General features: G+C 37.5%; 12 protein-coding genes and 1 riboswitch. Of the genes, 4 read left to right on the top strand and 8 right to left on the bottom strand.

The genetic code is table 11. The features are described from left to right. Nucleotides 1-325: 325 nt before the first annotated feature. The 6 genes from SBO79_RS09020 to SBO79_RS08995 form a co-directional block, all read right to left on the bottom strand. Nucleotides 326-1,303, bottom strand: a complete 978-nt coding sequence (locus SBO79_RS09020) for a T9SS type A sorting domain-containing protein (protein ID WP_318640090.1) — start codon at nt 1,301-1,303, stop codon at nt 326-328. After that, complete coding sequence (locus SBO79_RS09015; protein ID WP_318640089.1) at nt 1,303-2,604, bottom strand: T9SS type A sorting domain-containing protein; 1,302 nt, start codon at nt 2,602-2,604, stop codon at nt 1,303-1,305. The genes SBO79_RS09020 and SBO79_RS09015 overlap by 1 nt, the downstream gene beginning before the upstream one ends. Before the next feature lie 167 nt (nt 2,605-2,771). Beyond that, nucleotides 2,772-2,986: riboswitch (cobalamin riboswitch) on the bottom strand. A 405-nt stretch (nt 2,987-3,391) separates the two neighbouring features. Then, complete coding sequence (locus SBO79_RS09010) at nt 3,392-3,850, bottom strand: RNA methyltransferase (RefSeq protein WP_318640088.1); 459 nt, start codon at nt 3,848-3,850, stop codon at nt 3,392-3,394. A gap of 400 nt (nt 3,851-4,250) precedes the next feature. Continuing rightward, nucleotides 4,251-5,132 carry a hypothetical protein gene (locus tag SBO79_RS09005; RefSeq protein WP_318640087.1) on the bottom strand — a complete coding sequence of 294 codons (882 nt, stop codon included), beginning with the start codon at nt 5,130-5,132 and terminating at the stop codon, nt 4,251-4,253. 9 nt (nt 5,133-5,141) lie between these two features. After that, nucleotides 5,142-7,211: a TonB-dependent receptor domain-containing protein gene (locus SBO79_RS09000; RefSeq protein ID WP_318640086.1), complete on the bottom strand. Its 2,070-nt coding sequence runs from the start codon at nt 7,209-7,211 to the stop codon at nt 5,142-5,144. 203 nt (nt 7,212-7,414) lie between these two features. Further along, entirely contained in the window at nt 7,415-7,636 is a 222-nt protein-coding gene (locus tag SBO79_RS08995) for a hypothetical protein (RefSeq protein WP_318640085.1), read from the bottom strand. A gap of 241 nt (nt 7,637-7,877) precedes the next feature. On the opposite strand from SBO79_RS08995, the gene SBO79_RS08990 reads away from it, so the two are divergent. Continuing rightward, entirely contained in the window at nt 7,878-8,258 is a 381-nt protein-coding gene (locus SBO79_RS08990) for a Fur family transcriptional regulator (protein ID WP_318640084.1), read from the top strand. A gap of 103 nt (nt 8,259-8,361) precedes the next feature. On the opposite strand, the gene SBO79_RS08985 is transcribed toward SBO79_RS08990, so the two are convergent. Further along, nucleotides 8,362-8,505, bottom strand: a complete 144-nt coding sequence (locus SBO79_RS08985) for a hypothetical protein (RefSeq protein ID WP_318640083.1) — start codon at nt 8,503-8,505, stop codon at nt 8,362-8,364. Between the two features lie 366 nt (nt 8,506-8,871). Between SBO79_RS08985 and SBO79_RS08980 the strand changes: the two genes are divergently transcribed. From SBO79_RS08980 to SBO79_RS08970, 3 genes are all read left to right on the top strand, one after another. Continuing rightward, nucleotides 8,872-10,320, top strand: a complete 1,449-nt coding sequence (locus tag SBO79_RS08980; RefSeq protein WP_318640082.1) for an FAD-dependent oxidoreductase — start codon at nt 8,872-8,874, stop codon at nt 10,318-10,320. Between the two features lie 513 nt (nt 10,321-10,833). Continuing rightward, nucleotides 10,834-12,384 (top strand): SDR family NAD(P)-dependent oxidoreductase, encoded by a 1,551-nt coding sequence (locus tag SBO79_RS08975; protein WP_318643495.1) that lies wholly within the window; start codon nt 10,834-10,836, stop codon nt 12,382-12,384. Between the two features lie 543 nt (nt 12,385-12,927). Next, a complete protein-coding gene (locus SBO79_RS08970) occupies nt 12,928-13,626 on the top strand; it encodes a pseudouridine synthase (RefSeq protein WP_318640081.1) in 699 nt (232 codons plus the stop codon). A 922-nt stretch (nt 13,627-14,548) separates the two neighbouring features. Here the strand turns inward: SBO79_RS08970 and SBO79_RS08965 are convergent. Then, nucleotides 14,549-16,516 (bottom strand): hypothetical protein, encoded by a 1,968-nt coding sequence (locus SBO79_RS08965; protein ID WP_318640080.1) that lies wholly within the window; start codon nt 16,514-16,516, stop codon nt 14,549-14,551. Between the last annotated feature and the right edge of the window lie 22 nt (nt 16,517-16,538).

Below are 16,538 nucleotides of genomic sequence, written 5' to 3'. Positions count from 1 at the left end.
TGATTAGTTGAATTACAAGTATCACTATGTCTATAAATAAAAAAAACTCGATTTATTTAGAGGCATGTTGTAAAAAGCGATGATTCCAATTTTTAGATTTATAGAAATAAAAAAGACATCATTTGGCTTTAATTTCATTAAATTTCTAAGGAAGTATTCATTTTTTTAAACGTCTCTAATATTAATAGCATTATATCAAGGTATAATTATAATATAATAAAGGTACTATTTAATTGACGAGGTTTTGTCAGCCTTTCGGCAAAATTATCAACCGGGATAGGCTTATAAAATTTTGAAAGGAAGTATTTCTTCTGAAGTTTGAAAATTACTGCTTTATTAACTTCAAATTTTTTATTTCCGAATTCAAAAAGATTTTAACCAAATAAATTCCACTAGGCAGGTGGCCAACAGAAACATTTTGATTCTGATACAAATTTGTCGAATAAAGCATAACTCCATTTAGATTATAAATAGAAACTGCTGCCTCCTCGGCATTGCTGATGCTAAATTGATCATTAGTTGGATTTGGGTAAATTGTGCAATTGGTATTTTGGCGAAAGCCATCCACATCAAGATTACTACTTATAACGCCCACTCCCTGCAAATCAAAACCTCCAGCGTTAAAAGGCGTTGGAAATGACTCATTAACTTTGTTTCCAAAACTATCATAGCTAGCAAAATCGGGATTTATTGAACCCACAACATCAATAATTTTTACATATTGAATGTTATTCTTATCCAACAAATCATGGTCGGCAAGTTCCGAAATATCAAAGGGCGTTCCGTATTCTGAGGTATATTTTCCAGCCAGATTATTAATAAAAGTAGGCTCAGGACTTTCAAAAGTCGTTAGTTGTATTTCCGTTTGCGTTTGGCTATGATTAGGAAACCTAAAAAAATTAATTCCGTCAGAACTAACCTCTACAAAAGCAAGTTCTAGATAATTGCTCGAGCCATTTTCGAAGATGGCAAAATCAAAACCTTCGCCATTGACAATTGGATTATCGAAAGTTAAAACAGCAGATCCGGCATCACCTAAACTTACCACCGCACCCGAAGGAAATCCAAGCGCATCGCTATCTAATCCGAAACTCGCATAATTTGTCCCGCCATAGGTTGCACTAGGATTTGAAATATTTATAAATCCACGACTGACCGTAATTCCAGAAGCCCACTGCACAAACAGTGGGCTATTTTTATGAATTGCTGTAGATCCCGCTACTCCTGCCGCCGGCGCATAGCTTTGCGCAAATACGCCAAAAGGCAGTAGAATAATTAGATTATAACAAAAATTGAAATTCATTAGTTGACAATTAAACGTTGTACTGATTTGTCAGCTTGCTTGCTAATTTCTACAAAATAAACACCCGCAGATAAATTAGAAATCGAAATTCCTGCTGCATTGTAATTTGCTTCTTTTACCATTCTTCCTGCATTATCATAAATCTTAATAGAAGCGTTCTCGCCATTGTTGATATAGAAAATATCTGAAGCTGGATTTGGGTACAAGCTAACTGTAGCGGCAAGCGAATTTGTAGGATTTGACAATACTTCAACTGCTTTGTAAAAACTATTTGGAATCACCCCAACTGTAAAGTTTTCTAGCAAGAGTCCAGATGTTTCAAAGATATATACTGTTCCAGGTGAAGCATAATTGCCCGCATCGGCTACATAAAGTTTGTCGTCAATTAGATCCATTCCATAAATTCCGTAAACACCTTGTGCCGAAAGTGAGCATAATGGCAACGTTGGAAGTGTAGTCGCATCTACTGGAATTGTAAAAACATTCTCGTCTATTGTATAGAAAAAGTCTGTTGCTGCTGTGTTAATTTCCAAATTGTTTGGATGCATGTTCGGAAAATCCAAAGTTGTAACAATCGTATTGGTAGCCAAATCAATTTTTACCAATTTACCGTCAGTTGGTATTGGGTACCACGATGGAGTACCACCACATAATACATAAAGAAATCCGTCTTTTACCAAAAGTGAATTCGGCACATCGCCCACTTCAATAGTCTGTTGTACTTGATCGGTTAAGGGATCTATTACCGAAATGCTGTTGCCAACACCAAAACCACCTTGGTGCGCTACGTAAAGTTTTTCGTTTACCAAAATAATACGCTCTACCCCGCTGCTCATGGCGATGCTGCTTTCGACCGTGTTTGTATCTAAATCAATCACCGCGATATAATCACCCGAAGTTGCGGTGCCATCGCCCCAATTGGTCACATATCCTTTTCCATTTGCAAAAGCCATATAGCGAGGATTATTAATTCCAGTACTAATTGTAGCTACATAAGCAAATGTATTGCGATTGACAACCTTGACAGTATTCGAGATGTTCAGAATTATATAAGCATAATCTCCGTTAAAGCTGATGCTTTGAGCGGTATCGCCAAGACTAGGAATTCCAGGATTCTGAATTCCAAAAATATTATTGGTCACTGCCGAATTTGATATGAAAGACACCGAAGCATTTCCGCTTCCTGCACCCCCTTCGTTAAGTACAAAAACGCCGTCAGTATATTGCGCCGATGCGTTGTAAAACTGAAAAAGAAATAAGATAATGCACAAAATTGTTGCACGAGTAGTAATGTTCTTCATTGTAGAAAAAATTAAATATTAAAAGATTTGAAAATATTTGCAAGGACTTCTACTTGAATTTCACAGAAAAACACCGCGCATACTAATGCGAGGACAACGGAAAATGATCTGATATATACGGAATACAATTTCATAATTTCCGAATCTTTTTCCCGAAGATTCAAGTATTAATTTGAAAACATAAGGCAGGTCTCCTGGCTTGCGTCTTGTTGTTTACCTTCCCATTCTACTTCTCGGCAATACCGATTTTTCAAACAGTGGTTTGTAGATAACAACAAGCATGATAGCTTACAGTTGCGGGAACAGCTTTGGTTTTAAACCAAATTCCCTTTTAATGCAGTATTAGATAATTAATACAACAACCTTAATTTGCCGCAAAGGTAAACAAAATTATAAGACGTATTGTGAGTTTGTTGGTGGATGGAAAAACAAGGGAAGTCTTAGTTATTGACTAATTGTGAAAACAGTTCTAAACTCTTAGTTTTTTGGCTCGAAATAATATAACACTACAATGCAAATCGTTTTCTGCGTTGATTAAAACTGTGTTTAGAGGCTTTGTTAAAATTTATTTTGAACCTATAACATGCGCGGTATTTACTTACCTAACGACATTAGTTTACTAGATTTCAATAATGCCTCAAGGTTGAAATTAAGTAAATCGACTCAAAATATGGATTATAGAATCACCATTACTTCCATCAATTAGAATAATTAATTTTCACAAAACACTTTCGAAAATCTGTTCATTTGAAATTCGAAAGAAAGAACAAGCACTAATGCAGTGTTTTTAGGATCTAGGCTTCCCGATTCCTCGGTCATAAAGTACAATGCTCCCCGCAACCGAAACGTTTAAACTTTTTTCTGACTTGAATTTTACTAGAAAATGGCACTTTTCGATTGCTTGATTCGAAAGGCCATTATCTTCGGCTCCAAGTAAATATACACAGCGCCGTGGGTGCTCAAAAGTTTCCAAATCTTCGGCTCTTTCATCCAGCTCAACTCCTACTAATCGCGCTCCTTTTGGTAGGTTTTTGTAGAAATCATCAAAATTTTCGTAGTGAAAATAAGGCATTGATTTTACGGCATTGTGGGTATCGCAAGCTTGTTTGGCATAGCGATTTCCGATTGTAAAGATATAACTTGCGCCGAGGTTTTGCGCAGAACGCCACAAAACACCAAGATTTTCGGGTGTCTTTCCGTTTAATATGCCGATGCCAAAAAATTCAGTGGTAAAATTGTCAATCATCTGGCAAAAATACAAACTGTGAGTAGTATTCTCAAATTTTAAAAAATTTATAATTCTAGAATTATCTTGGTTCTAATAAAGGCAAAATTTTACTTTAGAAAAATATGCAAATTGGAATTTTCAAAGTCTGTTTAATGCTCACACTTTGTCCTAGTACTGCAGAAATTAAACAACTTCATACTTTACCATCGAAAAGATATCTGCCAACTTTTAATATAAATCAAAAAACACCCAACTTTAATAAAATTGGGTGTCATTTTAACTAGTACTCAAAAAGTTCCACTAGTCGTTGATTAGTGGAGAATTCGCGCTCTGTACACATAGTGCTTACAAAGCGTTTACTGCAATTGGTATTAAATTTCGACAATTTTAAAAATGTTTAAAAATCCAATCACCGAATTTACATCCAATATTGTCCACTTTCGAAAGGAGTTTCTACAGCTTCGAGCCAATCTGCTTCTGCCTCGTCAAAAGAAACATTAAACTCATCGGCAATATCTTGGATAAACTGATCAAAATCTTCATTGCCTGGACGGTTAGCAAATACTCTTATCGGAATTTTAATATTTAGATCTTGTGTGCCTAAAAAGGCATTACTTGGCGCGTTAAAAGGGAAAGGCATTCCATTTCCATTCCACTTATTTCCTTTTAAAATATGTACTAAAATTACATTTAAATCAAATTGAGTATAGGATTGATTTACAAAAAAATAGCCTTTCAGACCAATAGGGTCATTCTCTGCTCTCAATGTAACTCCGGCGGTCGAGTACATTCCATCTTCTGGATTGGTATCACGGTAAACGTAGTCTAGAATTGTGCTAGCATTTGCAAAATCAATATCGGTATTAATTTGCTTAGCATTCTTGGTAAGAAAGAAATGTTGATGTATAGGTGCGTTGATTTCGGAGGTAAATTCCGAATTGATACGCTCACCATTTTTACCAAAATAGGTTATTTCCAAAGCATAAATTTCGCCCTTGATTAACCGAATAGGCGTTTCTGGTGTAATTAAATTTCCGGACGCATCATACTCATAATTAATCTCTTGCACGGCTTTGAAATACTGTACATTTTCATTGGTTGGACTACCATGAAAGGAAGCTCCATGCAAATGGCCTCGGTGAAATCTGAAGGTTACTTTTGCCCACTCTTCATGCCCTAGCTCCAATGATTCGTCGTTGGGCGTGGCTGGAAGATAGTCATCCTTACTACAAGACGATAAACCTAACATAGTCATAATTGAAAATGCTACTACAATCGTTTTAAAAAATTGTGTTTTCATAAAAAAAAATTAAAAATTAAATTGAATGTTCACATTAATACTACGTCCTCTATCGTGAACAAAATAGCGGTGTAGGTTCAAATAGTCCTTATATAATGTATTAAATAGGTTATCTACGCTAGTGGTAAATTTTAGTACTGAATTTTTGTCAATTGGATAGCTCGTTGAGGCTGACAAGTTGAATAAATGATAGGCCGGTGGTGTATTCGATGATAACTCATAATCTGGATTGAAATCATTTTTCTTTGCAGTCCATTCGTGACTAAGACGAAAGCTGTTGTCTTGAAAATTTGCCAATACGGGTAGCTGATAGCTTAAAGTGCTGTGAACTCTTATAGGAGAAATATTGGGTAAAGCAGCTTTAGATCTAATTTCATGTCCCTGAATCCAACTAAATTTGTTTATCAGATTTATATTAGAATTTATATCGGTAGCATGAATAATGTCAATGCCTGCTAGTAACGCATCTTGTTGCTTAAACTGGAAAATGGCAGCCGGACCTGAAAAAAGTTGTTTGTACTGATGAGTCGGCACAGCATAAATATAATCTTCTATCCTATTAATAAAACCCTGAAATTCTAAACTTGTATTCGTTGTTTTGTAGGTGATGGAATTCATCCATTTCTGTCCTTTTTCTGGACTCATATTCATATTTCCAACATAATAAATAGGAATACCGTGTTGTTTGCCATTCGCATATAATTCATACGATTCAGGTACGCGCCATCCGTAACTTAAGGACGAATAGAAATCCCACATTTCGGTAGATCGTTTGGCTGCTACTTGGGCAGACAAGGCTGAGAAGTTTTTGTTCTCTCCATAATTTTGACCTAAGAAATTAATTCCTCTAGCGTTCATAAATGCCCAATCATAACGCAATCCCGCATTTAGCATCCACTGTTTCAGTTTTAGCGTGTGATGGGTATAAAGTGAATTTTCCATATAGATATAATTCGGCAAGCTCGGAGTGACTCCCGTCCCCGGTTGATTGTAATTGGTCTTGCTTCGTATTTGAAATCCGAGTGCTGAATATCGATTGTTGATTTTATTACCTAATTCTATATCAAGGTGATTTGCAGTTAAAGTCAGATCTTGAATGGGAACTGAACTCAATGCACTTCGTCTTATATCAAATTCTTCCTTCTGGTTTTTTTGATATGAGTAGTGCGATTTTAAAAAATAATGTGGTGCAAATTTCCAATCCACAGAGGTACTTGCAATCTGGTGGGTGCTTTCCTGATAGGGTGCGTGGAGATTAAACGAGTAAGGAAAAGTGACGAGTGGTTTACCGTGTTTAATGCGTTCTTCAAATTCTTCGATATTACCAGTAAGCGCTCCAAAATAATTCCCCTGCTTTGAATTGTAATAAGAATAGAAGGATTTAAATTTCACATTTTTAACTGCATATTCTATCTCGGTTTGGTAACTATTTAGACTTGTTCCAGAGTTTGCAACATTGTATTCTTGATTATGATAGTCGCCGTGTTTTGTATAATTTGTTCCAATTCGCCAACGCAAGCCTTTTATAAGATTTAAATTCTGCTGAAGCTTCAAATTACTGCCCATTCCACGCGTGTTTTGAGAATAGTGAACTGTTGCAGACCCGTTAATACTAGTATTATCTGGAATTCTACCAGTTTCGATATTAACTACACCTCCTAACGCATTAGAACCATATTTAACCGACTCTGCACCTCGCAATACACTTAGAATATTGGCTAAATCGGCATCTATTTCTGGCGAATGAGAATCTGCCCAATCCTGATTTTCTAACTTTACACCGTTTATCATATATACAATACGGCTACTTGATAGACCATCAATTATTGGTTTTGAAACATTGGCTCCAGATTTTCTAATTTGAACACCAGTTAATGACTGCAAATGATGTGCAAGGTCTTTACCGGTATTGATGCGTTGCACTAGTTCGCTAACATCCTGCGTTTTAAAAATTGATTTTTGAAGATTGACAGTTTTTAAAATCACGGCGTCTAAATGTATTGCGGTAGTATCCTGTTGCCCAAATACTACTATATGAAATAGCGCGAAGGCAACAACTAGCATATTTTTATTATGCATTTGTGCGTTTTTAATTGTGGGAAAATATAGTGAGGAGCGAAAATGATGATCTGCTTATTGAATGCCGCTGTGAGGAGAAATGTTCTTTTTTGGAAAAGAATTTTTCTCTAAAGCAGCAGTTACTATTCAAGCATGCGAAAGTGGTTTAATCTCGTGAGAAATTAAAGTTCGCTGTCGTTCAGGCAATCAAGTTCGGAGGTGATTTAAGTTGTAGCGGGAGGTGGTCTTGAAAATAACTGATTTGTTGCAATACAATAAGACACAAGAAAATTGTAGGCTGTTCTTGTTTCTTTTAAGACATTAATCTGGATTTTAGCAATTACCAACTCTTCCTCCTGAGGGCTAATAAAAGGCGTGAGATTTTGGGTAATCGCATGTTCACAGACCGCACAAGGTGTTGCGTGATCGTCATCTTCAGCGTGCATAAAAGTATGTAACCCAACCATTTTCAAAGAGAGAAAAAGGAAGAGAAATAAATATACAATTGTGTTTTTACTGCGACTAACTATCATAATGTGAGAAATGCTATCTTTCTTATTTTCTGTGACTATTAAAAGACACTCTAACGCAACTATGTCGCATTTGAAATATTTGGCAAATATAATATATTTTTATACTATTGCAAGATAATCGCGATAAGTTATTGCGAAATAATCGCATTAAGCAATGATTAGAAGAAATACACCCGCTAAAGAGGCTGTTCTGAACATTTTAACTTTGGCAGGAAAAGCCATGAGCCAAGATGCAATTGAGCAGGAAATAGATTTAGAAATAAATAGGGCTACCATTTACCGTATTTTAAACAGCTTTTGCGATGATGGCATTTTGCACCGGATAGTTGCGGACGACGGAAAGCAGTATTTTGCCATCAGTGACAAGAGTGATCAAAACAAAAAATTTGAAAGTCATTACCACTTTAAATGCTTGCAGTGCGAAAGGATTGAATGCTTGCCTGTAGAAGTTACATTTTCTATATCAGACGACTATCTGGTTCAAAACGTCAATTGTATTTTAACCGGCGTATGCAAATCCTGTCGAACATTGTAAGGATTTCGAAAATCTGAGTGCAGACTTCTATTTAAATTTGATATACAGAGTTAACTTGTAGGAAAGTTGATGTAATTTATAGCATACTGTACACTTTTAGAAACTATATTTCTTTGCAAAACATTTTTATTGTTTTCATCATCTCAACTAGCAGCGGAGCGTTCCTACCGCCAGAACCAGCACATTCACTATAATTTTGCTGCCATAGCATTGCCGTGTAGTACAGCAATCCTGATTCCATTTTCATAAGATTTTTTAGCCTAGCAGCAAGGATGTACTTCGCTCGGGGGATTTCTGTCCCTACCACAAAGTCACGCTTCGTAAGTTGACTCTTTTTGGACAGCGCTAAAAGTATTTTAGCACCATTTTTAGAATTTAAATTAGCAATTATTATAACGAACCTTTATAATTTTTAAGACGTCAAAAAATTGTTAGACTACTCATTTGTAGTAATTTTGCGCCATCGATCTAAACAGAAAAACGTATTAGACGATAATTTTCTATGGGAGAATTGAGGTAATTCCACTCAATAAAGAAACTTTCAGCGCCAGAAGCGATTTAAGAAAATACAATCTCTTCCGATAGAAATCAATGTCAAAATAAGCAAGAAGCAGTGAAAAAGGATGAAAATCAAGCCGCAAATTGGACGATTTGTTTAGAATGTAAAGGTCGTGGCAAAAAGAGTCAAGGCATTCGCAAGAAGAATCGGCTTCGCTATAAAGCAGCGCTAGAGCAGTTTGAAAGCAGCGAAAATAAAAATTCTGCTCCGCTACCTCCTAAAGCTCATTTGCAGACATGCTCAAAATGTTCGGGATCTGGAATAATTCCGTCTGATAATTCTCCTGCTGCAGACACCGAAAACTATCCGCATATTGCCATAATTGGCGCCGGAATTGGCGGTGTTGCACTTGCCGTGGCCTGTTTGCATCGCGGAATTCCCTTCACAATTTTTGAACGCGACAATGATTATGAAGCCCGCTCCCAAGGCTACGGCCTCACCTTGCAGCAGGCAAGCAAAGTCATCGAAAGTTTTGGGATATCCTCTTTGGAAGCTGGGGTTACTTCTACAAAGCACCTTGTGCACACCTGCGAAGGGAAAGTAATTGGAGAGTGGGGAATGCGGAAATGGATGCCTACCGCCGAAGCAACTTCTCAAAAACGTTGCAACATTCATATCGCACGACAAAAACTACGTTTGGCACTATTGGAGCAATTAGGCAGCGATAATTCGGTACAGTGGGGACATCAATTAATCGACTTTTGTGATACAGAAGATCAAAAAGTCGATTTAAGTTTTCAGGTTGATGGACAAATCAAACATTATAAAGCAGATCTTGTGGTTGGTGCCGATGGTATCCGCAGTTCAGTGCGAAAACTACTAATTGGCGAGGAAAATTCCCCCTTGCATTATTTGGGTTGTATTGTAATACTGGGCATTTGCCCCTTAAGTTCATTAAATGATCTAGAAAGTCCGTTATTAGATTCCGCCACGGTATTTCAGACTGCAAACGGAAATGAACGTATTTATATAATGCCCTACGATGCAGATACCGTGATGTGGCAGTTGAGTTTTCCGATGGAGGAAGAAGATGCAAAAGTCTTAAGCTCCAAAGGACCTCAAGCTTTAAAACAAGAGGCATGCCGAAGAACACAGTGGCACTCTCCTATTCCGCAAATTGTAGCCGCGACTTCGGAGGCTCAGATATCTGGTTATCCTGTGTATGATCGCGAACTTCTGCAAGCAGAACAATTGTGCAAAGCAAATCGAGCAACCCTCATTGGCGATGCCGCCCACCCGATGAGTCCCTTTAAAGGTCAAGGGGCAAATCAAGCCTTGATTGATGCACTTACTTTGGCACGTTTACTTTATAATGAATGCAATTCTTTTTCGAAATGGAAAGAAGCGGGCTTACGCCAAATAGTATTAAAGGAATTTGAAGCGGAGATGCTCAATCGTAGTGCGGTCAAAGTAAAAGATTCTGCTACTGCTGCCGAATTCCTACATTCGGAAATAGTACTTTGCGAGAACGATGCACCAAGAGGACGGATTTTGAAGAAATAAGCAATTTATTTTTTTTGAACAGCAGGTTAATTAAAAGTGACTAACACTTCAAAATTTTAGGCTATTAATTCGCTAGTAAACAAATACCTGCAAACATCTTAAAAACAATTCTGTTCACTCGTAAACGTTTGATTGCAATGAATTTATGAAAAGTGCGGCTTTTCTGTCGCGGCAGTTGCCAAAGTAAAGTGGAAGAAACAACACATAAATAATCCACGAGTTGAAGAAGACATCTTACCTTGATAATTCTCCCTATGTAATAAAATGTGTGAATTAAGAACTTTAGCCCGCGGCAGGGACAGGAGCGGCATCCTTTGCTGCTACTCAAATTTTTAACAATGGCGGTAATCACGACTATTTCTTGTATGAGAAAATCGTTATAGCAGCAAAGATACAGTGGATGGCCCGGTTGTGGCTGTGAAGAATGAAACAGCCACAAGCCGCCATAAAAATTAAAAAAACTATATTTGCCGATTTGGAATTAAGACCAAAAATAATCCCCGTTTTTTTATGATGACGAAAGATGAAATAGCGCCTAATAGCGCCATAAGTTCAGATGAAATTGATAGATGCATCGCCATTTTGACACAGTTAAATTCCGATACCGACCAGATATTTGATATCGAAAAAGAGCAACGAACGGCTTTGTTAATAGCGGCTGGAAAATTTTCTAGACCCGACAGAGATGAACTTTCTCGCAGAAAAAAGGACGGTAAATTGGTTGCCAAACGCAAAAAGGAAAAGCAAGACCGGACGGCAAGAAAAGAGACTGGAATTCGATATGCCCGTGAAGCGAGTGTGTTTCAAGCACCAAAATTATTGGCTTTCACCGAGCTCAATAGTAAGGAACAATTTGAACTAGAAACGCCTAGAAATTGTTATGTCTGCAAAACGGAATTTACAAAAATGCACCATTTTTACGATACCATGTGTTGCGATTGCGGTGATTTTAATTACGCAAAACGTTTTCAGACTGCCGATGTTAACGGGCAAGTAGCGGTGATCACTGGCTCTCGCCTGAAAATTGGGTATCATATTACGTTGATGCTTTTGCGCGGAGGTGCGACCGTGATTGCAACAACCCGCTTCCCGGTAGATTCGGCTTTGCGTTTTTCAAAAGAAGCTGATTTTATGGACTGGGGACATCGCCTAAAGATTCACGGATTGGATTTACGCCATATTCCGAGTGTCGAGATTTTTTGCAATTTTATCGAACAAAAGTACGATCGATTGGATATTTTGATCAATAATGCGGCTCAAACTGTGCGGCGTCCTTCTGGATTTTACACCCATTTGATGGAGAACGAAGAGAGTCCAATCTCCTCTTTGCCAAAACAAGCACAAGCATTATTGCTAGACCATACAAGTTGTTTGGACGAATTGAAAGTGCTGACTTCTGGCGCTTCTTCCAACCAAAATATGCCGGTAACTTGGCACGGTCCTGAGCCAGGAATTGGTTTGAGGGCTTCCGCCAAATTATCTCAGATCCCCTACTCTTTTGACAATGCGTTGGTGGCGAATGAAGTTTTCCCCGAAGGTGAACTTGATGCCGATTTGCAGCAAGTAGATTTGAGAAAAACCAATAGCTGGCGATTGAAATTGGGCGAAATAGAAACCACCGAAATGATCGAAGTGCAACTTGTGAACTCCGTAGCGCCTTTTGTGCTGTGCAACCGCCTTTCGGAAGTGATGAAAAAAGACAATACCGGACAGAAACACATCATAAATGTTTCGGCTATGGAAGGGAAATTCCATCGCTTTTTCAAAGAAGCGCGTCATCCACACACCAATATGGCCAAAGCCGCACTGAACATGCTTACCCACACTGCCGCCGGCGAATTAGCCAAAGCTGGAATCTTTATGAACGCCGTAGATACCGGCTGGGTAACCGATGAAGATCCGGCAGAATTGGCCAAAAAGAAGCAGGAATTAGAAGATTTCCAGCCACCTTTGGATATTGTAGATGGCGCCGCCCGAGTGATGGACCCTTTATTTGACGGAATAAATACCGGAAAACATTGGTGCGGAAAATTTTTAAAGGATTATAATCCGATTCCGTGGTAGACGCAGCGCCATTGCCATCAGGCAGTTTCGCATCGTAATCCATAGTTTCAAAAGTGGTTGAGTGCTCATTTCGATGCCTTTTTTTTGGGCGCAACCTTCGCCACAACGACCATCATAACATTGAAAATTTCGTTTGGCTCAGGTCAGGCCATCCACTGTATCTTTGCTGCCACAAATTCTAGTTTTCAAGTTAAAAATTTTGAATTGGCAGCAAAGGATGCCGTTCCTGTCCTTTGCGCAAAACCTCATCATCTTAGAACATTTGGGATATAAAATTAATAAGTAACAAGTTTTATAGAGCAGTTTAAATTTGTAAAAAAATTATATTCTATTTTAATTTAGATATATAACTATTTGCTAATCAAGACCACTACGCCCGATAATAATGGCGGGGAAACTACGCCAATTTGGGAACCAAATCCTTAACGTCTAACCATAATTTTAAAAACAACAATAGAAATAAGATTTTTAGAGGTTCATAATATGCTCAAAGTAATGAAGTCAGAACGGGCGTTGTGGCAGAATTTCATTTATTTTTGCCAAATGTTAGAAATTCTGTACCAAGACGAATATATTATTGCAATTAATAAACCCAGTGGACTGTTGGTTCACAAATCATTTTATGCGCGAGACGCAAAAGAGTTTGCAATTCAGGAATTGCGAAATCAAATTGGCGGACAACACGTCTATCCTATTCATCGCTTAGACCGCAAAACATCTGGCGTTTTATTATTTGCGTTGGATAAGGAAGTATTGAAAATCATGAATGAGCGATTTGCTACACGCGAAGTTGAGAAAAAGTATCTAGCCATTTTACGTGGCTGGTCGCCTGAAGAAGTAACTATTGATTATGATTTAACCAATGATGATGACATTACGCAAAATGCAATTACTTACTTTCATCGTCTGCAAAAAACCGAAATTGACTTAGAGTTTAATCATAAACCAACCTCTCGCTACTGCCTCGTAGAAGCGATTCCCGAAACGGGCCGCATGCATCAATTGCGAAAACATTTCAAACATATTTTTCATCCCATCTTAGGAAGTCGTCCTCATGGTTGCAACAAACAAAATAAATTATGGCTAGAAACTTTTGAATTGAAAGGAATGATGCTTCATGCACATCAACTGATTTTTCATCATCCTATTAACAATGAACAACTTATCTTGAATGCAAAGATTAATGAAGAGTTTAGTCGCGTAGGTGATATTCTTAATCTGGATTTGGGTGAGTATGAATAGAATGCTAAATTAAAAGTATTCTTTTTTTGGAGTGTTTTTAGAATTTAGGAAAGATTCTTACCAACAATTGAAATATCAAAATTGCTGCGAATTTTTCTGAATTGACATCACATTACCTAGCTCTCAAAAGGGTGCACTTATTTAGACGTTATCAGAATTAAGAAAATTTGCAACTTCGGCTTCACACGTTTGTTTAATATAGTGAAAACCGGCAGTAGAGATATCGCTTGCTCTAAGATTTTGTGCGCTACTTAATAGTAGGGCAAAATTTTCTTGTGCTTATAAGTCTAGAAATTATAGGTCGATAAAAGTAGAAGTAGTGCCTTCAGTCATGCTGCATAAGTCCTAGTTGTAAACATTTCTGTCAACTTTATTGGTTTAGAAACAATCATAAAAAAGCGCTGCCTCGTTTTACCAAAGTAGCGCTTTAGATTTAAATAATCAACTCGAGGGAAGACCGAATGAACGATTTTTAATCCCGCCTCCGCCGTGGTCTTAACGACCGACCGGAAGAGACCATACTCTCATTGATACCTGAACAAACCCACCAATTAGATAAACTTGATAGTTTCAAAATCGCCATACTATGCCGTATTAAATCGACTTTGCATGAACAATTAGTCTTTTCTGTTTCCCTTTCTCAGTTAAATACCTACTCATAAAAATCTCAACGAATTGAGAAAAATATAATGCTTGGTTTGCCAATTAAGATGTTGCCGTAGCTATATCTCTGTATCGCAACTATTATTTTTCGCTCCTCTCTCCGTTACAATTTTGTTCAATTAGATAGTATTCTACCTCAAAGATCGCCACTGGTCCCTTCCTTAGTTCTACTTATTTTCGTTGCGTAATGTAAATATACGTAATAGATTGTTGTTTATCAAGGTTTTACGTATTTATTCTTTCTGATTTAAATAATAATTTATTCTGAATTTTCTTCTGGTTTTCTAAAGTCTAAATCAGAAGCTGATTTAGATACTATTTCAACTAATTCGTCAAAAGACAGTCCACTATTTGCCTGTGTTTTACTGATTTCTTTTTTAGCACCCAGCCAGTTATAGGTTTTCCCTTTAAACCAGCGAGTTCGTTGATTGGTTAGTACAACTTTTGTTCCCACAGCGAGAATCTCTTCTTCATTTATAAACTTATATTCTGTGACCTCATCGTGAAGATTGATTCCAGTGCGCATCAAATGTGTAGATGGTCTAATAGGAACAAAACGATCCTTAATAAAAAGAGGCATTGTAGATCTTTGAAAACGTATTTCACGGATAGCATTATCTTCTCCCGGATTGAATTTTACGGGGCTGAAAGGAATCCAATTGAGAGGTACCGAATTTTGGAATAAGTAAGAGTAATCCGCGTCTGTCTCCTCCAACCCTTCTGATTTAACATTGAGACTTTCTAAAACTTCACTTACATCGGCAGCATAGTTGTCTCCATCTAAAGTACCTCCACAACCATCATTAATTTTTGTTTCAACGGCCCACACCATATTGGCCATTTCATCTCTTAAAAACTGTACCTCTTCTACTGCCCCACTCTCTTCTGTTCTAGGTACAGTTGGAGGAAAAAATAGACGACCGTCTGTTTTAAAATTTTGCTTTTCGTAAGCTCCTTTTATCGATGAGGTAAACATTTCCCAATTTCCAGAATAGCTATTTGCAGAAGTAGTTGCGCCGGTTGATTTATCGATAAAATAGCGAACTCCAAAAACATCGGTTACTATAATTCCTTTTACTTGCGAAATCATTCCCGCGCTGAGCTCCATGGGAGTTACTAGCCAATCATTTCCGTACATGGTAGTATATTGTAAAATGACCGCATTCGCTAAAGAATCTGCACTCAATTCAGAATTTCCCATTGCTATTTTGGCATCTTCAAATGCCCATAATCTCTTGTTAGGTGAACCTGGAAACTCCGCTAGAGTTGGTAAAAAAGTAAGAAATTTTTCTTGAGTAGTTTGAGATTCTTCAGGTATCATTTCATCATTTTCAACGTCAAATGAATACCAAGAAAGTCGCCCGGAGTGATAATCTTCTACAGAATATTTCTGTTGTATGGCTTTTGAAGATACTGAGAGTTCATAACCCAATTTTTCATCTACCCAGAAATTAGAATTATCGTCTACTGGTTGGTAAGTCTTTTTAAACCATTCGGCATAATTCTGGCATAGAGAAGAAAATTCTGCGTTCTCAGATGCAGATAGCATATTTGATAATTCTGCATCCAAAATAGTGTTTGCGATAATGCCGAGATATACCTGATATCCGTCAAATGATCTAGTTGCAAAAGCTGACAAGAAAGCTTCAAGATGATTGTTTTTTTCCCTCCTCACTTGGGCAACTACTTCTTTGGGTGTGTCTAATTCAAGATCTGAATTCGCAAAAAAAGCAATTGCATACTTATCTTTTAGATAGTGTACTATTTGATTAGATTTACTTTTTATTGAGCTGAAGTCCATACTTTTCTTAAAGCGGTAAGCGCTATCAACTCGAACAGCTTCGCTAATGTGGATGTTCATTCGCTCTACACGATGTTCTAGGGCGTCGTCTCTGTTAATGTTTACAGTATGTTCCCCATTGCTAATTGAACTCAGTTCGGCGTGCTCAATCTTGACCTTTGCCCAAATAGCTGAACCGCAATCATCTCCTTTAAATTCTCCAAATTGCCATTGACGAGTAAGCATCCACAAAGGATCGTGTACACCAAAAGAAAGTGCTGTATTTGAATTTTGTTTTCGAGTGCGACTTTCTAGTCTTCGAGACTGAAACATAGGAATTTCCCCCTTCGAGTATAACCCAAAAGTTTCGGCAGCCTTATTGAATTCACTACTACCCAAATAAGCTTTGATAAACTTGTTCTTGTATTTTGGACTATTATTTGGCATAATTTCTATAATTTTAGTATGT

The sequence above is a fragment of the Flavobacterium ardleyense genome (genome assembly GCF_033547075.1).
Lineage (GTDB): Bacteria > Bacteroidota > Bacteroidia > Flavobacteriales > Flavobacteriaceae > Flavobacterium > Flavobacterium ardleyense_A.
This window is presented reverse-complemented; position numbering and strand designations above follow the sequence as displayed.